General features: G+C 57.6%; 21 protein-coding genes and 1 pseudogene. 15 read left to right on the top strand and 7 right to left on the bottom strand.

Features of this window, described 5'->3' with window-relative positions; translation table 11 throughout:
* The 7 genes and pseudogenes from NW805_RS10985 to malQ all read left to right on the top strand — a co-directional run.
* Positions 1–285: pseudogene (locus tag NW805_RS10985) on the top strand (hypothetical protein); the annotation flags it as partial.
* 80 nt (positions 286–365) lie between these two features.
* Positions 366–734, top strand: a complete 369-nt coding sequence (locus tag NW805_RS10980) for a roadblock/LC7 domain-containing protein (RefSeq protein ID WP_414422499.1) — start codon at positions 366–368, stop codon at positions 732–734.
* Positions 735–788: 54 nt separating this feature from the next.
* Positions 789–1,340: a protoglobin domain-containing protein gene (locus tag NW805_RS10975; protein WP_414356696.1), complete on the top strand. Its 552-nt coding sequence runs from the start codon at positions 789–791 to the stop codon at positions 1,338–1,340.
* A gap of 232 nt (positions 1,341–1,572) precedes the next feature.
* Complete coding sequence (locus NW805_RS10970) at positions 1,573–2,118, top strand: GTP-binding protein (RefSeq protein ID WP_414356695.1); 546 nt, start codon at positions 1,573–1,575, stop codon at positions 2,116–2,118.
* Positions 2,119–2,313: 195 nt separating this feature from the next.
* Positions 2,314–2,931 (top strand): orotate phosphoribosyltransferase, encoded by a 618-nt coding sequence (pyrE, locus tag NW805_RS10965; RefSeq protein ID WP_414422498.1) that lies wholly within the window; start codon positions 2,314–2,316, stop codon positions 2,929–2,931.
* A gap of 40 nt (positions 2,932–2,971) precedes the next feature.
* Positions 2,972–3,844 carry a polysaccharide deacetylase family protein gene (locus tag NW805_RS10960; protein WP_414422497.1) on the top strand — a complete coding sequence of 291 codons (873 nt, stop codon included), beginning with the start codon at positions 2,972–2,974 and terminating at the stop codon, positions 3,842–3,844.
* 155 nt (positions 3,845–3,999) lie between these two features.
* Positions 4,000–5,601: a 4-alpha-glucanotransferase gene (malQ, locus tag NW805_RS10955; protein ID WP_414422496.1), complete on the top strand. Its 1,602-nt coding sequence runs from the start codon at positions 4,000–4,002 to the stop codon at positions 5,599–5,601.
* Here the strand turns inward: malQ and NW805_RS10950 are convergent.
* Together NW805_RS10950 and thrS are read right to left on the bottom strand one after the other, a co-directional pair.
* Entirely contained in the window at positions 5,598–5,921 is a 324-nt protein-coding gene (locus NW805_RS10950; protein WP_414381879.1) for a sugar ABC transporter ATP-binding protein, read from the bottom strand. The two genes, malQ and NW805_RS10950, sit on opposite strands and share 4 nt — an antisense overlap.
* Before the next feature lie 113 nt (positions 5,922–6,034).
* On the bottom strand, positions 6,035–7,846 hold the full coding sequence (gene thrS / locus NW805_RS10945) for a threonine--tRNA ligase (protein WP_414422495.1): 1,812 nt from the start codon (positions 7,844–7,846) through the stop codon (positions 6,035–6,037).
* A 188-nt stretch (positions 7,847–8,034) separates the two neighbouring features.
* Between thrS and NW805_RS10940 the strand changes: the two genes are divergently transcribed.
* A complete protein-coding gene (locus tag NW805_RS10940) occupies positions 8,035–9,762 on the top strand; it encodes an HD domain-containing protein (RefSeq protein WP_414422494.1) in 1,728 nt (575 codons plus the stop codon).
* 18 nt (positions 9,763–9,780) lie between these two features.
* Here the strand turns inward: NW805_RS10940 and NW805_RS10935 are convergent, their stop codons facing one another.
* Positions 9,781–11,466, bottom strand: a complete 1,686-nt coding sequence (locus NW805_RS10935) for an S-layer homology domain-containing protein (protein WP_414422493.1) — start codon at positions 11,464–11,466, stop codon at positions 9,781–9,783.
* 309 nt (positions 11,467–11,775) lie between these two features.
* Between NW805_RS10935 and psbE the strand changes: the two genes are divergently transcribed.
* From psbE to NW805_RS10900, 7 genes are all read left to right on the top strand, one after another.
* Positions 11,776–12,021 carry a cytochrome b559 subunit alpha gene (gene psbE, locus NW805_RS10930; RefSeq protein ID WP_011433109.1) on the top strand — a complete coding sequence of 82 codons (246 nt, stop codon included), beginning with the start codon at positions 11,776–11,778 and terminating at the stop codon, positions 12,019–12,021.
* 76 nt (positions 12,022–12,097) lie between these two features.
* Complete coding sequence (psbF, locus tag NW805_RS10925; protein ID WP_011433110.1) at positions 12,098–12,229, top strand: cytochrome b559 subunit beta; 132 nt, start codon at positions 12,098–12,100, stop codon at positions 12,227–12,229.
* A gap of 5 nt (positions 12,230–12,234) precedes the next feature.
* Positions 12,235–12,360: a photosystem II reaction center protein L gene (locus tag NW805_RS10920; RefSeq protein ID WP_011433111.1), complete on the top strand. Its 126-nt coding sequence runs from the start codon at positions 12,235–12,237 to the stop codon at positions 12,358–12,360.
* A gap of 141 nt (positions 12,361–12,501) precedes the next feature.
* Positions 12,502–12,621 (top strand): photosystem II reaction center protein J, encoded by a 120-nt coding sequence (locus NW805_RS10915; RefSeq protein WP_011433112.1) that lies wholly within the window; start codon positions 12,502–12,504, stop codon positions 12,619–12,621.
* Between the two features lie 526 nt (positions 12,622–13,147).
* Positions 13,148–13,618, top strand: coding sequence for a photosystem I reaction center protein subunit XI (locus NW805_RS10910; protein WP_011433113.1), 471 nt, complete (start codon positions 13,148–13,150; stop codon positions 13,616–13,618).
* Positions 13,619–13,656: 38 nt separating this feature from the next.
* Positions 13,657–13,770: a photosystem I reaction center subunit VIII gene (locus tag NW805_RS10905; RefSeq protein WP_011433114.1), complete on the top strand. Its 114-nt coding sequence runs from the start codon at positions 13,657–13,659 to the stop codon at positions 13,768–13,770.
* Between the two features lie 303 nt (positions 13,771–14,073).
* Positions 14,074–14,340 carry an ARPP-1 family domain-containing protein gene (locus tag NW805_RS10900; RefSeq protein WP_414329880.1) on the top strand — a complete coding sequence of 89 codons (267 nt, stop codon included), beginning with the start codon at positions 14,074–14,076 and terminating at the stop codon, positions 14,338–14,340.
* An 83-nt stretch (positions 14,341–14,423) separates the two neighbouring features.
* Here NW805_RS10900 and NW805_RS10895 read toward each other — a convergent pair whose 3' ends face one another.
* From NW805_RS10895 to NW805_RS10880, 4 genes are all read right to left on the bottom strand, one after another.
* A complete protein-coding gene (locus tag NW805_RS10895; RefSeq protein WP_414422492.1) occupies positions 14,424–15,854 on the bottom strand; it encodes a 1-acyl-sn-glycerol-3-phosphate acyltransferase in 1,431 nt (476 codons plus the stop codon).
* A gap of 332 nt (positions 15,855–16,186) precedes the next feature.
* Complete coding sequence (locus NW805_RS10890) at positions 16,187–17,779, bottom strand: Hsp70 family protein (protein WP_414422491.1); 1,593 nt, start codon at positions 17,777–17,779, stop codon at positions 16,187–16,189.
* The gene (locus NW805_RS10885; RefSeq protein WP_414344372.1) at positions 17,779–18,342 is read right to left on the bottom strand and encodes a helix-turn-helix domain-containing protein; all 564 of its coding nucleotides are present in this window, start codon (positions 18,340–18,342) and stop codon (positions 17,779–17,781) included. The genes NW805_RS10890 and NW805_RS10885 overlap by 1 nt, the downstream gene beginning before the upstream one ends.
* Before the next feature lie 48 nt (positions 18,343–18,390).
* Positions 18,391–18,933, bottom strand: coding sequence for a hypothetical protein (locus NW805_RS10880; protein WP_414422490.1), 543 nt, complete (start codon positions 18,931–18,933; stop codon positions 18,391–18,393).
* Positions 18,934–19,101 lie beyond the last annotated feature (168 nt).

The raw sequence follows: 19,101 nt of genomic DNA, 5'->3' as shown, positions 1-19,101 counted from the left end.
TTGGCTCAAGCCCTGGGGGCCGACCTGCTGGAGGTGCGCTATGCCTGTGCCCGTCTGGCGAAGCTGGGGTTGATCAGTCCCTGTGAGGGGCCAACGGTTCTGGCTCGGTCTTCTTCGGCCAGTCGCTTAGAGCTGTCCAAGTCAGTGGCTGAGGAGGTGAATCCCGAGCCGGTGAGGGAGAGGCTGGGGGCAAGGGTGCCCGGTTTTCAGGATGAGAGCGGCCCGGTCAAGCCTTCTCTGGTCAGTCGATTGGCTACCCTCCTCAAGAGCATTCGCGAAAAATAAAAGCATAGGGATATTTGCAGTCATGTTTTCGGTTTTCGGGTAGAAACATTAGAAATAGTGAATCAGCAGGGAGATGTAGGATGGCTAATCTGTCCTCTTTGCAGGCGATCCTCCAGAGCTATGTTGCCAATACGCCAGAAGTCCAGGGAGCAGCAGTGGTCACCCCTGACGGGTTACCTTTGGCTTCCACATTGCCTGCGGGTATGGATGAAGAGAGAACCTCTGCTATGTCGGCTGCCATGCTTTCTTTGGGCGAACGGATTGGGAGAGAGCTAGGGCGCGGAGCCATAGAGAGAGTTTTTGTACAGGGGGAAAAAGGATACGGGGTTTTAACCAGTTGTGGCCCCGATGCCGTCTTGCTGACAATTGCCAGCCATGAAGTCAAGCAAGGCTTGCTCTTTTTGGAAATTAAGCGAGTCGCGGCAAGCATTGCAGAGGCAATGAAGTAAGAAAATCAAATGTGGAGGCTAAGTTTTTGATTCTGTCCTGACGTTGAGGGAAGTATGGCCATTAAACCTTCTGAGCTGCTCCAAGTCCTGATCTCGCGCACGCAATTCACAGATGATGACAAGAAAGTTTTGCAGCAAAGTGCTGACTGGGGCGGCAGTATCGCGGCGGAAATGTCAGACGCCTTTTACGGCTATCTGGATCGCGATGCCGAAATGGCGGCAGTGATAGCCAAGCACAACCGGCAGCGGCTGGGCCAAACTTTTGCTGACTGGTTCAAGGAAATGTTCACGGGCATGGACAATTGGGGCCCCCAGTATGCGGATCGCCGCTGGAAAATCGGCATAGTTCATGTGCGCGTTGGGATCGGCCCCCAACATGTTGTACCTGCTATGGCCACAGTTGTGCAGGAGGTCAGTCGGCGGTTAGTGAAAGAAGGCAAGCCTGAGCAGTTGCGCACCAGCTTGAGCAAGGTTTGCATGATTGACCTCTCTTTTATTGAGCAAGCTTACCTTGAGGTGGCCTATAACGCTGTGCAACAGGAAACAGGCATGAGCGAGGCTTTATTCAAACGGTTAATTGCCAATGGTGCCAACAGTTTAATTTGAGTTGTTTGAGTTAGAGTGGGCTCTTGCTTACTCTACTTGCTTAATTTCTCTACCTTCTTGGGCTGAGGTGCTTGAGTTTCTGGGATCCCTCTGGAGCAGAGCTGGCGTTGGTATCTTTTTTAGATTATCTTAGAAGCAACCTGGAGATAGCTTTACCTCCCGTGCGGCACATCGGTGCACTCCCCCGAGTTTTATTCAGCTTTGTCGCTAGAGCTTAGTCTGAGGCCAGTTTATGGGAAATATCTTGCGAATTGTTGTAACAGGGCCGGTGGGAGCTGGAAAGTCTACCTTTATTCGCACGATTAGCGAGATCGAGGTGGTGGACACCGATTGCAAAGCAACCGACGAGGTGGCAGAGCTGAAGAAAACCACGACGGTAAGCATGGACTTCGGCCGCTTGAGAATTGGAGAGGAGGAAGAAGAGATGTGGCTGCATCTCTACGGCACTCCAGGCCAGTCTCGCTTTAACTTTATGTGGGATATTTTAATTAAGCGCGCCCACGGCTATGTTCTTCTGGTGCCTGCGCACTTGCCGGGCCAATTTCGCAACGCCCAAGCTATTCAATCTTTTATGAAAGCCAGGACAAGTGCCCCCTGCGTGATTGGGATCACCCACGTCGATCAACCCAATGCCTGGGATCCAGAAGACATTTTGTTAATTTTGGGGAATCAAGATGGCGCGATTCCCCACACCACTTTGAATGCTCAAGAGCCATCTTCTGTTGCCAACACGTTGCTTCTGTTGGTTGAGCAAATGATGCCCCAGGTGGTTGTTTGAACAGATTTTCAGGTATCCGCCGGTCTAGAACTTCAGCAACATTGGCCCTAGCCAAGACAGGCGTATCTTTTGTGGGACAGGGATCCCTCCCGTGAAGCCGAAAAACGGGAGATTGGATTCGGTGGAGATTTGCCGCATAATGAAATGTCCTGAGTGATCTTTCTTGCCAGCCATTGAACCAAGGGGATCCCTGCTGTGTTGCTTCTCGATTGCTCTCCCCTGACCCTTTCCCCAGAGGAAGCGCGGGAGAAACTGCTATATCTCCTGGCCCAACTGGCTTACCGAGAAGGCTCCTTTACCCTCACTTCTGGACAGAAGAGCCCCCACTACATCAACTGCAAGCCGGTCACCCTTCACCCCCAGGGGGCTTATTGGGTGGGATCCCTGCTACACCGGCTGTTGCCTCCCGAAACCGAAGCAGTGGCTGGGATGACGCTGGGGGCAGATCCCCTGGTGACGGCGGTGAGTTTGGCCTCCCTGAGGGCTGAGCCTGCCAACCTAGCCGCCCTAATCGTGCGCAAAGAGCCCAAGGGGCACGGCACGCAAGCCTGGATCGAGGGGCCGGAGTTGCCGGCAGGCAGTCGGGTGTGGATCCTGGAAGATGTGGTGACCACCGGCAGTTCTGCTTTGAAGGCGGTAGAGCGGGTGCGGGCAGCCGGCTATCGGGCGGAAGGGATCCTGGCTTTGGTGGATCGGCTGGAAGGGGCAGAAGACCGCTACCGAGAAGCAGGGATCCCGTTTCGCCGCCTGTTCACCCTTCCAGAAGTGCAGGCTTGCCATCGGGCCTTGACCTCAGGAAAATCAAAGGACTAGCCTGCCCCCTTGGTGAGCATCAAAGCTTTGGAGAGCGGACATGCTGCCCCCTGCCTACTCAGCTCTGCCCAGCCGAAAGCTGCCGAGCCTACCGGATCAGGCGCGAGTGGCCGTGTACGTGGTGATGAACATTGAGCACTTCACCTTTGGCAAGCTGGGCACAGCCATTCAACCCCATCTCACCAGCTCCCCTGAGATCGCCAACTATGGCTGGCGGGACTATGGCAATCGGGTGGGCATTTGGCGCTTGTTTGAACTGTTCGCGGAGCTGGGGATCCCGGTGACTGCCGCCTTGAATGCAGAAATGGTGCAGCTTTACCCCCCCATCATTGAAGGGATCCGCCAATACGGCTGGTCGGTGTTGGCCCACGGCTGGAACAACTCTACCGGCCACAGCGGCCTGGCCCGCGAAGCCGAACAAGAGCTGATCGAGCGCAGCTTGTCCCTTTTGGAGAAGGTGTCAGGATCCCGTCCCTGGGGCTGGCTGACACCGGGGTTTTCCGTTAGCGAGAATACTTTTGACCTGCTCAAGGCTGCCGGGATCCGCTACACCACCGACTGGGTAAACGACGACCAACCCTACTGGTTCCCAACTGCCGCCGGCCCTCTCTTGGGGATCCCCTACACTCTAGAGGCCAACGACATCAGCCTTTGTCTGAGCGCCCGCCTGCCGGCAGAAGCCTTTGCCCAAGCCCTCATCGACCAGTTTGATCAACTGTGGCAAGATGGGGAACGCTCCCCCCGCGTCATGGCCATCGGCCTACATCCTTTCATTGTCGGGCAGCCTCTGCGGATGGGATCCCTGAAAAAAGCCTTGCAGCACATCCAATCTCGCCCTCAGACTTGGCTCACCACCGGCGATGGTCTCTACAACTGGTACGCCCAAGCCTGCCCTGCGCCTGAGATGGCCTGACGGGATCCCCTGGCCAGAGGGAAAAGCGCGTCTTGGCCTTGGATCCTGCTCATTTTTTAACTTTGTTCTAATTTTGTCTTGTCTGGAGCTGTCCACCGTGGCTCTGGAAGTGACAGCATAGGCGGTGAAGCCACCTTCAGCAAAAGGGCTTGGCCATGCGCATGGGCAGACTCAGTGGGATCCTCCTGCACCCCACCTCGCTACCGGGGCCATTTGGTATCGGCGATCTGGGGCCATCGGCTTATCGCTTTGTGGACTTTCTGGTGGAGAGCGGCCAACGCCTCTGGCAGGTTCTTCCTCTTGGGCCGACCGGCTGGGGCAACTCCCCCTACATGAGCTTTTCCTCCATTGCCGGCAACCCGCTGCTCATCAGCCCGGAGCTGTTGGTAAAAGCCGGCTGGCTAGAGCCCGACAGTTGGCAGGATCTGCCCCAATGGCCAACGATCCAAGCCGGGGCTGCCGAGCGGGTGGACTACGAAACCGTGATCCCCTTCAAGCTGGGCCTGCTGCACCGCGCCTGGGCTACCTTCAAAGAAAAAGCTTCCGGCCCCGATTGGGAAGCTTTCCAAGCCTATTGCGCTGCCGAGGCCGACTGGCTGCCGGACTATGCCCTGTTCATGGCCCTCAAGGATGTGTACGGCGAGCAAGAGTGGAACCAATGGGATCCGGCCTTGGTGCGACGGGATCCGCCGGCCCTGCAAGAGGCTCGCGACCGCTATGCCGATGCCATTACCGAGCAGATGTTTTGGCAGTATCTGTTCGCCCAGCAGTGGGGATCCCTAAGGGAGTATGCTCATCGGCATCAAGTGCGGCTCATTGGGGATGTGCCCATCTACGTTGCCCCCAACAGTGCCGACGTGTGGGCCAACCGGGAGCTGTTTCACCTGGATGAACAGGGACGGCCTTTACAAGTAGCCGGTGTGCCGCCGGACTATTTCAGCCCTACCGGGCAGCGCTGGGGTAACCCCCTCTACAACTGGGAGGTGCTCAAGGCTCGCGGCTACGACTGGTGGATCCGGCGCATCCAGGCCATCCTCAAGCAGGTGGACTGTGTGCGCATCGACCACTTTCGCGGCTTCGAGAGCTACTGGGCCATTCCAGGCGATGCAGAAACGGCTGTGGAAGGGGAGTGGCAAAAAGGGCCGGGGGCAGATTTCTTTCAGACCCTGGCCGACAAGTTGGGGGAAATCCCGGTGATTGCCGAAGATCTGGGAGACATTACGCCGGAGGTGTTGCAACTGCGGGATCAATTTGGCTTGCCCGGCATGAAGGTGTTGCTCTTTGCCTTCGGCTCCGGGCCCGATAACCCCTATTTGCCCCATGCCTATGAGCGCAACTTTGTCGTTTACACCGGCACCCACGACAACAACACGGTGGTGGGTTGGTTTAATGACCCGGATCGCTCGGAGTGGGAAAAACAAAACCTGCTGCGCTATTTGGGCTGCCAGGGATCCGAGGGCATCCATTGGGATCTCATTCGCCTAGCCCTTGCTTCCGTAGCCGATCTGGCCATCATTCCCCTGCAAGATGTGATGGGCTTGGGGGCAGAGGCGCGCATGAACTTCCCCGGCACCACCGAGAACAACTGGGCCTGGCGCTACCGCGAGGACATGCTGCGGCAGAACATGATCCAGCGCCTGGCCGAGATGAGCGTCACCTACGGGCGCATCTCTCCTCAAGAGTTGGAACAACGGCGAGCAGCCCTAGCCCAAGAACGAGCGGCAGGATCTTCTCAAGCTGCCCCCGGCCTCGTCTAATGCTGGATCCCGCCCATCAGCAGCCCTAGCTGCTCTTCGGTGGCCTCTTCAGGCGTGAGTTCTCCCACCAGGTGGCCCTCATGGATCACCAAAATGCGATCCGACAAGCTGATCACCTCATTCAAATCCGCCGACACCAGCAGCACCCCCATGCCCTGATCCCGCGCCTGCAGGATGCGCCGATGAATGGCCTCGATGGCCCCCACATCCACCCCCCGCGTCGGTTGGGCAGCCACCAGCACCTTGGATCCACAGGAAAGCTCCCGCCCCACAACGATCTTCTGGGCATTGCCGCCAGAATAGCGGCGGGCCGTCAACACGGCCGTCGGCTGGCTTTTCTTTAGAAAGGGACATTCAGGCCCTTTCTTGAACTCCCCGGCATCTGGGATCCTCAAGTTCTGAAAACTCCACTGCCCTCCATTGCCGCAACCGGCTAGTTGAGCGCCTGCACCTGATCCAGGAAGTCTGCCACCGTCAGGGATCCCAGCTCCTGCCGATGGCGCTGGCGCACGCTCACCGTTCCTGCCGCTTGTTCCTGTTCCCCCACGATCAACATAAAAGGGATCCGGGCCTTCTCGGCATTGAGGATTTTCTTCGGCAAACGATCGCTGTCGGCATCGATGTGAACGCGGATCCCATGTTCCCGCAGTTGATCCCGCACTTGGGTGGCATAGCCCAGATACTGATCGGAAATGGGCAAAATACGCACCTGTTCCGGGGCCAGCCAGAAGGGAAAATCCCCAGCGTATTCTTCAATCAGGATCCCAATGAGTCGCTCCAGCGAGCCAAAGGGAGCACGGTGAATCATCACCGGACGCTGCCGGGATCCATCCTCAGCTACGTATTGCAGATCAAAGCGCTGTGGGTTTTGGTAGTCCACCTGAACCGTGCCCAGTTGCCACTCCCGATCCAGCGCGTCGCGGAAAATAAAATCCAGCTTCGGCCCATAGAAGGCTGCCTCTCCGATCCCTTCAAAGTGGGGCATCGACAACTTCTCCACAGCGCGACGGATGGCATTTTCGGCTTTGTCCCAATCTTCGGGGGATCCCAGATATTTGTCCGACTTGGGATCCCGGAAGCTGAGGCGGGCGCGAAAATCCTTGAGCTTGAGCTTATCGAAAACCACCAAAATGAGATCGACAACCTTGAGAAACTCCTCCTCCAATTGATCGGGGCGAACAAACAAATGGGCATCGTCCACCGTGAAGCCACGCACTCGCGTCAGACCTCCCAATTCCCCCGATTGCTCGTAGCGATAAACGGTGCCGAACTCGGCATATCGTAGGGGCAAATCGCGGTAGGATCTCAGCTCGGATTTGTAGATTTGGATGTGAAAAGGACAATTCATCGGCTTCATGACAAAGCCCTGTTCAGCCGCACGCGCCTGCTCATTCTCCGACATCATGGGAAACATATCTTCCCGATACTTTTGCCAGTGGCCGGAGATCTTGAACAAGTCCACACGGGCAATATGAGGGGTAACCACCGGCAGGTAGCCCCGCTTGAGCTGCTCCTGCTTGAGAAAATCCTCCAGCACCGAGCGCAGAATGGTGCCCTTGGGTGTCCAGAGAGGCAGCCCCGGCCCCACCTCATCCGAAAACAAAAATAGGCCCAGTTCTTTGCCCAGCTTGCGGTGATCCCGCCGTTTGGCTTCTTCCAGCCGCCGTTTGTATTCTTTCAGCTCCTCTGGGGTCTCCCAGGCGGTGCCGTAGATGCGTTGGAGCTGCGGCTTGGTTTCATCCCCCCGCCAATAAGCGCCGGCCACACTGAGCAAATCAAAGGCTCTGGGGTTGAGATCTCGGGTGTTTTCCACGTGGGGACCGGCACAGAGATCCCACCATTCATTCCCCAAGTGGTAAATGCTGATGACCTCCCCTTCGGGAATGCTGTCCAAGATCTCCAGCTTGTAGGGTTCTCCGAGGGCTTCGATTCTGCGCCTGGCTTCTTCCCGGCTCACCTCCTCGCGGATCACCGGCAAACCTTTTTTGATGATCGCCTGCATCTCTTTTTTGATGCGGTCGAGATCCTCAGGCGTAAAGGGTTCGGGATGGTCAAAATCGTAATAGAAGCCGTAGTCGGTGGTGGGGCCGATGGTCACCTGGGCCTTGGGAAACAGCTTTTGCACCGCCATAGCCAGGACATGGGAAGTGGTGTGGCGGATGCGCTCCAGTTGGGGAGACTCGTGAGTGCGCAGCAGTTTGAGGGTGCTGTTGGCCTTCTGAGGTGATTCGGCTGGCTGAGACATCGGAACCTACTTTGAAACAAACAAATCAAATACTGTGTCCCTATCTTAGGCTGGGGCGAGAGCGGCAGGGATCCCAAGCTGAGTCCATTCCCCTGTTTGCCGAGTCAATCGCAAACCTGACAACTGGGCCCGGAACAAGGGGGGAAAGTACACAGTATCCTAAAGGGGTTGACCCCCACACCCGAGCCATGATCTCTTCGCGCACCGACTTCACGGAATGCCCTGTCGCCTCTGCTCCCCCAGTTTCCGAAACCGGCCCGGCTTCTCGTCCTGAATCTTGGGCTGCCCCCGTTCTGGCCGCCATCGATGTGGGCAGCAACTCTCTCCACATGGTGGTGGTGCGCATCAATCCCCGTATCCCCAGCTTCACCATCATCTCCCGCGAAAAAGCCACCGTGCGGCTGGGGGAGTTTTGCAGCCAGACGGGCGACCTCACGCCTGCAGCCATGGAGCGGGCCCGAGTGGCCCTGGAACGATTTTGCCGCATTGCCGAGAGCTTTCAGGTGCATTCCATTGTTGCGGTGGCCACCAGTGCTGTGCGCGAGGCCCCCAATGGGCCGGAGTTTTTGAAGCGGATTGAACGGGAGCTGGGCCTGCGGGTGGAGTTGATCTCGGGGCAGGAAGAGGCCCGCCGCATTTATCTGGGAGTGCTCTCGGCGATGGAGTTCCACAACCGGATGCACGCGGTGGTGGATATCGGCGGTGGCTCCACAGAGCTGATCTTGGGCAATGGCCAAGAGCCGGAGTTTCTGCGCAGCATCAAGGTGGGAGCTGTGCGTCTAACCCAGGCTTTTTTGCACCACGATCCGCCCACTTCTGGCGAACTGCAAGCCCTGCGCCAGCACATCCGCGGCATGCTGGAATCCCCCATCGAGCAGATGAAGCGGATCCTTGCCTCTTCACAACAACAGGGATCCCTGCCTTTGGTGGGCACCTCTGGCACCGTCGAGTGCCTGGCCCAGTTGGATGCCCGCCGTCGGTTGGGCGCTCTCCCCCATCGCCTGCAGGGGTATGAGTTCAGCCTGGAAGCCCTGCGCGGCTACATCAAAGAGCTGCGCTCCCTCACGGTGGCCGAACGGCAAAAGCTGCCCGGCCTGGGGGAAAGGCGGGGGGAGATCATCCTAGCCGGGGCGGTCATCTTGGAAGAAGTGATGACCCTGCTGGGGGTGGAGCGGATCCTGTTTTGCGAACGGGCGCTGCGGGAAGGGCTGATCGTGGACTGGATGATCGGCCAAGGGCTGATTGAGGATCGGCTGCGCTACCACAGCTCGGTGCGGCGGCGCAGTGTGCTCAAGCTGGCGGAAAAATATCAGGTGGAGCTGCCCTATGCCGAACGGGTGGCCGAATTTGCCCTCAGCCTTTTCGATCAAACCCGCGGCATCCTGCATGGCTGGGGATCCCGGGAGCGGGCTCTTCTCTGGGCGGCGGCCATGCTGCACAACTGCGGCCACTTCATCAGCCATGCCGCCCACCACAAGCACTCCTACTACCTGATCCGCCATGGAGAACTCTTGGGCTTCAACGAAGAAGAGGTGGAGGTGATCGCCAACTTGGCCCGCTACCACCGCAAGTCGCCCCCCAAGAAGAAGCACGAGAACTTCCAGCGCCTCAGCGACGAGCGGGATCGCCAAGTGGTGCTGGAACTGAGCCCCCTGCTGCGCATAGCCTGTGCTTTGGATCGCCGCCGCCTGCAGGCCATTCAAGCCCTGCACTGCCGTTTTCAGCTCCTGGGAGAAGGCCCCCGCCGCATGGAGTTGATTTTGGATCCCAGGCATCCCAAGGACGACTGTGCCCTAGAGTTGTGGAGCTTAAACGAGAAGAAAAAAGTCTTCGAGCAACAGTTCAACCTGCAGGTAATCCCCAAGCTCTCTACCCAGATCCAGCGCAGCGCCGATCCCTTTGAGGCAGCAGTTTAGCCTTCTCGGGGATCCTAGCTAAGGGGCGATGGTAATGGGCGAGGGGCTGGTTTGGGTGGTCTTTTGGCCCCCTCTTTGCAAAATCACCTCGATGATGCCGTTGTTGACCGGCTGCATGTTGAAGGGCAACTGCTGCTGGGTTTCGTATAGGCCCGGCGCCACCTCCCGCATTTCGACTTCCGGCGTTACCCCAACAATCCGAAAAGCAGCCCGCCCCCCCGGATCCCCTCGCATGGTGACTTTGAGAATTTCTCCCATGCGCAGATTGGTGCTGTTGGTGGTGACACTGAAAATCTGGGGCAGTCCCGTGGCGACGGGTGCGGAAACCGGCTGAATGGTGGAGCGGGTTCCTCTGGAGCCATCGATGGAAAAAGGAAAAATCTCCCGATGTTCCTGGCTGAGGCCGTCCTTGGTGAGCACAATCCTCAAGGTGGGATTGTTGGCCTGGTGGGTGGGGGCTACCACGTAGGTGCCTTCGTAGTGGTTGGGTCGTACCTCCCGCATCGGCTGGTTCAGGGCCAGATCCCCCAGATCAAACTGGGCGATCCCTCCAGATTCCCCCCAAATGGCAATGGTGAGAATGTCCCCTTCCACCAAGTCGCGCTGGGGATCCAAGCGAATGGCCTCAATGCGCGGATAGCGATTGCTGGCTGCAGTCAGAGGGGCTGGCTGCGGCAGAGGAGCTGGGGGCGGAAATACTGATTCCACTGGCGGAGGAGCAACATTGCCCAAGGCCAGTTGAGGTAGCCGCCGTTGAACGCGGGTACTGACGCCATTGAGGGTCAACTGAATACTGATGTCGGGGCCAAAGACGGCATCCTGAGGACCAAGGCTATAAACTGCGCGGTAGTAGCCGGGCTGCACCTCCTGCATCGGCAGACCCTGAACCACGCCGCCGATATCAACCGTAGCCCTGCCGTTGGGAGTGGCCTGCGCTTCAATGGTCAGAGTTCCCCCCGCAGGAACACTTCCTCCTTCGGGAGTGATCCGCGTTCGGAAGATTTCGGGTTGGACGGTCTCGGCCACCGGAGCCGGGGAAGGACGCAACTGGGCCACAGGGGGTGGCAAGGGCGGAAGCTGACCGCGATATACCAGGGCCTGATGCAACAACACTGCCCCTTCTGCTCGCCTCAGCACGCGATTGGGCTGAAGACGAGCTGGATCCGGCACATTCACCAGCAGCCCCGCTTCGCCTGCCATGGCCACAAAAGCCCGCCCTACCTCCGGCACATCAGCCGCATCGGTGTACAGAGCCATCCAGCGCTCAATGTCGGCCTGGGTGGGAGCAGGCAATTGCAGAGCCCGCACCAAAATGGCCAGGGCTTCCAGGTGGGTGATATCCCCTTGCGGTCGAAACTCGTTGCCCTCGTATAGGCGCATGGCCCCCGCCTGTAGCACGGCTTGGGCAGTCCAATAGTCGGGGGTGTTGGGCTCCAGGTCGCGAATCTCCTGCACCTGGTTGGGATTGGGAATGTAGCCGAAAAACTCCGTCAGCCACTGGGCCAATTCCAGACGGGTCAGGGTGGCTGACAGGGGTTCTTGGGTGATCACCACATCTGTCTGACGTTCCAGAGCCGCCACGTAGGGGTCGGTCCAGGCCAGCGAGGCTTGCTGCTCCACCCCTTGGGCCCAAGCCGGCAAGCTGACACCCGACCAGCCCAGCGTCCAACACAAGCTCAGAGCTAGGGGCCACGAGCACCGCATAGCTGTCACTCCTGTTCCAACAACATCCCCTCAGGGCCAGCTTATCTCAAACTTCCGCCCCATCCTCAAGCCCTCGATGCCCCTTGGGATTGCGCCCTTTGGCAGTGAGATTCTGAAAACTCGGGTAAGAAGGTTCGCCGCAGGGATCCCTTAGGAGATTTTACCTATGCAAGACGGGATCCGGCTTGACAGCAAAGGGCCTAAGCAAGGGTCTCGTAACTTGTAGTTGTGCATCCAAATCCTTATCATTGTGTTATAGACTCAGAAAGTTCAGAAAGCACTTTTGCCCCTACCCTAGGGAGGAGTTTCATGGCTGGCAGCACCGGAGAGCGACCTTTTGTCGATATCATTACCAGTGTCCGCTACTGGGTTATTCACGCCCTGACCATTCCCGCTTTGTTTTTGGCAGGCTGGCTTTTTGTGAGCACTGGCCTGGCCTATGATATTTTTGGCACCCCGCGCCCCAATGAGTATTTCACGGCAGAGCGCCAGGAGTTGCCGATCGTCAGCGATCGCTTCAATGCTCTGGAGGAGCTGGAGAGGCTGACTCGCTAAGGGTGGCTGTGGGCAAGTGGACTATTCGTTGTTGCAATTTGTAAGTTGATTGAGCTTTTTGCGTAGGGTGATATCTATGGCCACTAAATCTGATGAACCCGTTTTTTACCCTGTTTTTACCGTCCGTTGGCTGGCGGTACATACCTTGGCGATCCCAACTGTTTTCTTCTTGGGAGCTATTGCTGCAATGCAGTTTATTCAACGGTGAACCCAATGGCTGATCAACCCGAAAGGAATCCCAACTCCCAACCTGTCGAGCTAAACCGCACTTCCCTTTACTTGGGTTTGCTGCTGGTGTTTGTGGTTGGGCTGTTGTTCTCCAGCTATTTTCTCAACTGAGGCCAGGATCCCACTCTGCTCTTGGAGTTGGGAAAGAGCGCAGGGGACAATGCTGGCTTTTGGCTAGCCCTTGCTCCCCTTTGCTAAGTTTACTGAGAATGTAATTGCTGCTAGTTCTGTCTTTTTTGGAGACCAGTTGCTATGACCAGTCAAGCAAGGATCCCTTTGTGGATAGTGGCCGTGGTTGCCGGTTTGGGTGTGATCACGGTAGTTGGGCTCTTTTTCTATGGCTCCTATGTGGGCCTAGGCTCTAGTCTGTAGGTTTGAGGTTTTCGGTCTGGTAGTAGCCCCCAATAGGTAGGGGTAAAGGGTCCCGTGGTTTTTACGACCTAGCCGAATTCAGTTAGGCTTTGTTGACCCATGGCCAGTGTATCTACCACTTTTTTCGGGGCTACCTACCACAGCGCAATATCGATCCCTTGCCCAGCAGGGATCCCACTTCATTGCAGACCTTAATACTCAACTTAATACTCAATACACAGTCCGAAAAAGCTGCCGCTATTCCTCACCACTGGTTACAACCAGGCGGTGAATCTGGACTTCTCTCTTCTCCCCCTGGAGAGGGTGAAGTTCGCGTTAGCAGGTCAGGGATCATGGGCAAGAGCGCGAATTGCTGAGGACAGGTTCTGCGAGGGAATGTCTCAAACTTATGTCTCAAACTTATTTAGAAGAGCTATCTCTGTGTTAAGCGAGCATGAACTTTTTTAACGATCCGGGTGGTGGTTGCCGAGAGGGTAACTTAGGCCCCGTAGAATGAATCGCAAAATTCCAGGCAGGACATTCGGACATGGATTACATTCGCACCTTTAACGACGATCCCTGCGAGGGGCATCTTTCGACGCCCATCAGCGATTCTCCTGTCACCCGTCTGTTTATCAACAATCTCCCCATCAACCGTCCTGGCTTATCGCCGCTGTTGCGGGGTCTAGAAATTGGGCTGGCCCATGGCTATTTCTTGGTAGGGCCAGAAATTGTGCTGGGGCCGCTGCGGGATTACCCTGAGGCAGCTAACTTAGGCGGGCTGGTTACGGCGATGGCGATTGTGCTGCTGGGAACCGCCTGCATGTCGGCCTATGGCAGCGTTACCTTCGGAAACAAGCCGGAAACACCGGGGGCCGCTCCTCTGGCTACAGCTCGGGGTTGGGGGGATCTGACAGCAGGATTTTTCTTGGGAGGTATGGGTGGCGTGTTCGCTGCCTATTTCCTGCTGGAGAACTTTGCCGGGATCGACGCCATCTTTCGAGGGTTGGTGAATTAGTTGTCAAGTTTGTCACATCACTTGAGAGGAGCAAAATCATGACCGGTTCTTACGCTGCTGCTTATCTTCCTTGGATTTTTATCCCCATTGTTGGTTGGCTGCTTCCTGCGGTAGGCATGGCAGTGCTTTTTTTGTACATTGAGCGGGACTAGTCTCGGAGTGCTTTGATACTCACTAGTGCTGATTAATTTCAATTATTTCAGGCTAGAGATCAACCCCAGATATTGAGGCAGGGATCCCAAAAAAGGGATCCCTCTCTTTTGGTCAGGATGATTTCCATCCGCGCTACCAGAGTCCCGAAAGGCGAAGGCTGTCCCCTCACCTCTTTTTTTTAGGAAGGGAGCATTTCCAAAGGACTTTAGATTGGAGCAGGATCCGGCGAGCTGATCCCAAGCCAACAAGGGGAAGGGCAGCTTCCGCAACACCCTTGCAACTTCAACGAGAAGGAGGAGTCGATGGCCAGCCTTAACTTTCCAACCCTGCGTATAGGCGATCCCATTCAAGAGGGCAGTTTCCAGGTTTTCCCTCTCTTTTCTCAGGGGGAGCAGGAAGTTGCCTATCGCCTTCCAGAACTGCAAACCCAGGAAGCAACCATCACCGAGGTGAGCGAGGCCGGAGCAGTACCTCACCTGGTTGTGGAAAACCACAGTGAGTTCCTATTGCTGCTGGGAGTACCGAGCAGAGTCCCAGCGGGGCGACCAAGGCTCAGCTCTGTTCTATGATGGGAAGGTGGTTTATCTTTCAGCAGTCTCTCGGCAGTAGTGCCAGGCTTCTCACCTAAGCTGGTTCCCCCTTTGGGGGATCCCTAGAAATTGGAAAAAGAAAGAAATTGGAAAGAAAAAACATCCTGAGTTAGCTCGGTCACCGCCTGTTTGGCTTCCTGGCGGCCTCGGCAATACCGCTCTAACCGCTCGCTAACGGAGATGGGATCCCCGACGGTCACGTGAACCCCCCGCCAGCCTAGGCGAGGGCGGGCTGGGTAGGATTCCCCTCGAAGGCGGGCCAGCACATCAAATAGGATGAGGGCGGTTTCCGCCAGCCGCTCAAAGGAGGGTTTGCTCAGCAGATACTCTTCCTCCACCGCCACGCAGCTTTCCACCAAGCGCATGTGCTGTAGGTAGAGCATTGCCTGGTGGGCCTTCCAGTCCAACAAACCCCGCTGCAGGGGAGACAGGGATCCAGGGCGCCGCAATTCCTCTCGGTAAATCTGGATCCAGGCGGCTTCTTCAATGCGGCGGCAACGGCTGTTCCAATCTCCCTGGGGAGATAGGCCGAAGTAGGTCTCCGCAGTTTCCAGAGCTTTGTGGAGCAGCCGCCCCAGGCGAGCGTTGAAGTGGCCAGGGGCTAGCCTCTGCTCTAGCGGTGGCTCTTTATCATCTCTTTCGGAGACAAAAGGAGGTAGGTCGTAGAAGGCTTCCAGTTGTCCCAGGAGATGCTGGGCTAGGCGGCAGATCCGCTGGGTGTAGCGAAGGTTGGGGCTCCTGGAGGATCTTGGCTCTGGCTTCGGAGGCGTCAACCCACTCAGGTGCTCAAGGCGCGCCAGCAGGCGCTCCAGCTTCGTCCAGGAGGGATCCGTGTAGTAGTACCGAATGCCAATGGGCAGCAAAATGACGGTCTCTGAGCGACCAGCTTTGGCCAGGTCCTCGGCGCACCAAAAGCACAGCTGAGCCATTCCCGGTTCCAGGGGATTGATCCGTTCGCTGTGGCCGTTGGTGGCTCCTTCTGGGGCGATTGCAAAGGGAAATTGCCCATCCAGGAGCAGTTGCCGGGCCGCCTTTAGCGCCACCCGATCCACCCTCCGACCGCGGCGTATAGGGATCCCGCCCAGGCGAGACAACAGCCACCCCAGCCATTCCCCTCCCCAGAGGGGCATGCCCCGGTCGTAGAGAAAATGGGCGTGAAGGGGTTCTCGAAGGCGGATCCCTTGTCGACGGGCGGCTTCGGGCACCAGGCGAGATAGAACGTACAGGCCCACCAGCGGGTCATCCACCTCCACATGTCGGAAAGCCAGGACTAGGCGAATTTGACCCTCCTGGAACTGGTGGTAGAGCCGCGCCAAGATCTCCGCCCCTGTGGCCTCGATTTTGGCAATGCCGGAAGGAAGCCAGCGCCGCACCCTCACCCGCAAGAGCAGGGGCAGGATCCCGTGGACGAGCCGTAGCACCCAGGCGCTATAGGCGGGCGGAATAAAGTCGAGGGGAGGACGGGCAAAATGGGGCGGTGGTGACAAGAGCAAGATTTGTTCCCAAGGTAGCTCAAGAGAAGAAGTGTAGTTAAACGCAAATCAGATTCATATCCCATCGCTCAGATTATTCATCAAGTCGCTACAGAGATCACTGGATATGCAGCCATTCTCAATCAATAATCAATATCAACAATATCAATGATTGAGATCCTTCCCCTGACCCCACGCCGTCGGCGCAACCGCTCTCTACTCTCCTCAAGCCCCCGACCCCTCTCTCACAAGGGGAGATGAGAGTTGGGAATCGTGGCCATGTCGTGCCCTTTACATTGCTTTCTTTGTCTTCCGTTGCAGTGAAGACGCTCTCTTCTCTCTACTTTCGTCTCTTAACTCAAGGTGGCTACAGGCTGGGCCTCTGCCAAGAGCGCCTGAGTTTGCAGGTCGGTGATGGTGACCAACAAGCGCCGCGAGCTATCAATGGCAAATTCGACGCGAAGGCGATCCTCTCCCACGCGGCCAGGGGGCTGCAAACGGGCCAGACAAACCGGTAAGGACTCCGTCTCGCTGAGGCGAATGGGCAGGGATCCAAGAGGAGCTAGGGATCGGAAATCGGTTTGCCGGGTGAGCTGCCGGCTGCTCATCCGCCCCAGCTCGTCGTAAACCACTTCCGACTGGACTACCTGGGCCACTTCTCCCACCTCTAGGCGAATCTCCGTTTGTCCGTCGTTGGCCACTTGCAGGATCAAGGGCTCAGCCCGTCGGCAGGGATAGGGGCTGCCCTGTTCGAAGAGGGGGTAGTAGATGTAGCTTTTCTGCAAGGGATCCCAGAGGCGGAGGGCATAGCTGTGGTGCAGGCGATCCTCCAGCTTCACCTGGCGGCCCACCTGCAGGGCGCCCAGGGCCACAGCATCGAAGGGGCGTTCGCAGCGCACTTTCTTTTTGCCGAAGTAGGAGCGCAGCAGCTCTTGAACTGCTGGCAGTTGGGAGCTGCCTCCTACCAAGAGCACCTGCTCAATTTGGTTCTTGCCCAATCCCCTCGCCTGGGCGGTGAGGAGAACGTCGTCTAGGCACTGGCGGATTTGATCCAAAAGCTGACGAGCTTCCAGGATCTCTTCCAGCTCCTGCCGGCTTAACTTCAACTCATGGGCAGTGAGGGCTTCGTCGTCAAACCAACTGCCCACCGCTTCCATCTGAGTGGAAAGGGCGATCTTGAGCTGTTCCGCCTGCTCCAGGAGGTTGAGCCAGCCCAGAGCTCCAATTTGCTGTCGGCTTAGCCCCAGTTGCTGCAGTAGGTAGTCGGCAATCCAAATGTCGATGTCCACCCCGCCCACATAGGCATCGGCCTTGGCGATCACCTCCGCTTTGAGGACAGGGCTACCCGCTTGGGGAGCGAGGGTGCGCACCAAGCTGAGATCCAAGGTACCGCCGCCGAAATCCACCACCAGCACTAGGGATCCCGGCTGGCCAACCGCATAGCCCAGGGCTGCTGCCGTGGCTTCATCGACAATTTGAACGGGATCCCAGCCACAGGCACTGGCCACTCCCCGCAGCCAATTGAGGTAGCGCTCAAAAGAGCCGACAGGGGCGGTGAACACCAGCTGTTGCGGCTGCAGGTGTTCTTTCGGGACAGCTTCCATCACCGTCTGCAAAAAAGCTTGGGCCACCCTCTCGGCGTCGTAGCGCTCTCCATCTAGAACTCGCGGCGGAGGGACAAACTCCGCCACCAAGTCCCGCTTAAACCCCTGAAACAGCCGCTGTGGATCCACTGCCCCCCACCGACCGGCGCGCACGGTTTCCCCCACCAGGCGCTGGCCTTTTCCCTTCACGTAGACCAAGCTGGGAATAGCCGAGTGGTCTGGGCGAGAGAGGCCGGGAAGAGTGAGGAGACGGGGCACTGCTTGGGCGGGATCCCAAACTGCCACCACCGTGTTGCTGGTGCCAAAATCAATGGCTAGGGTCGCTTTGGGGGCAGGTGCCATCAGCTCAATCCTCCAGGCAGGGAACGGCTGACTTTGGCTGGGCAGAGGATGTGGTCACCGCGGCGGTAGCCGACAAAGCGAATGTAAACGGGATCCCCCTTTTGAATATCCAGCTGATCCGGTTGATGCAGTTGCGGATCAAAGGGGACGGACTCCAGGGGGTTGCCGATGGGCTCATACCCCCAGCGCTGCAGCAGAGCGTCTAAGGAGCGAAACAGAGCTGTCACGTTTTGGGCCGGCCAATCGGGCTTGCGCTGGGCAATCTGGCGGACAGTGGGGTAGCTGGTCAGCAGCGGCTGCAGCAGAGAGAAGAGGACTTCTGAGGAATCGGTGGCTCCCATTTTGTCATTCCCGTTGAGGCGCAGTAGGGATCCCAAATCCCACTGCAGAGCGGCAGCCAACTTTTGCAGTTGCTCCAGGCGCAGGGATCCCCACTTCCCCTGGCGCACCTGATCAAGGGCGCGGCGGCTGATCCCGGCCTGGGCCTGTAAAGCCCGCCAAGAAGACAGGCCAACAACCCGCATGCGTTCCTGCAGCCAACTATCCAACGGTCTCTCGGCCATTGGGTTTTGCCAGGGATCCCTACGATCATGCCCCAACTTGGGTCTAGCTCAGGGATCGGCAAGGCGCAGGGAACGGGCTATAGCTTCCACATCTCGGTCATAGCGCTCGCGCCGGCTGGCCGGGTACACGAACTCAAAGCCAGCTTGCAGCGAAGGGCGGACAACTGTTTTGAGATAGAAAATCCGCTGGCCAAAGGGCTCCGCACCGCTGACACGAACGGGCTCGTAGCCGGAGACCACAAAGAAATCCCGGCCAACAGCTTGGTAAGTAACCCGGCGTTGGTTTTCCCGGCTGCGCTGCAGCTCTTCCTGCAGGGCGCTGGCGGGCGTTGCTTGAAAAATGTTGTACCCACCCCAAACGCGCAGCTCAGCCCCGTCTTGACCGAGAAACACTTGGCCATCGCCGTTGTCCGATTCCCCTTGCGGGATAAAGTCTGCCGGGTAGTCGATGCGGTAGCCGAAACGGGCATTGAGATAGGGCCGGAAACCGGCTTGGGCAACGGGAAGGGCGGGGGCGGGAGCAATGACGGGGATCCCCGCTCCTAGGATCAGTCCGGCAAGCAGACAAGCTAGGCGAGCAGCAGACTTCATGGTTTTGATTGCTCTAATCTGTAGCTATCCTAAGCTCTCTCACCTCCAGCCCCTCTCCTAGGGGGACAGAATTTGGTTTGTCCAAGCTCTTTCCCAAAAGACAAAGGGAATAGGAATCCAAGTTTCACTGCCGTTGAGAATGGGTCGGTTGCGCCGCTTGTATCTGGG

The organism is Synechococcus sp. W60.1 (assembly GCF_047461575.1).
Taxonomy (GTDB): Bacteria; Cyanobacteriota; Cyanobacteriia; order Thermostichales; family Thermostichaceae; genus Thermostichus.
The sequence above is the reverse complement of the archived record's forward strand: the minus strand, read 5'-3'. Positions and strand labels throughout refer to the sequence as shown.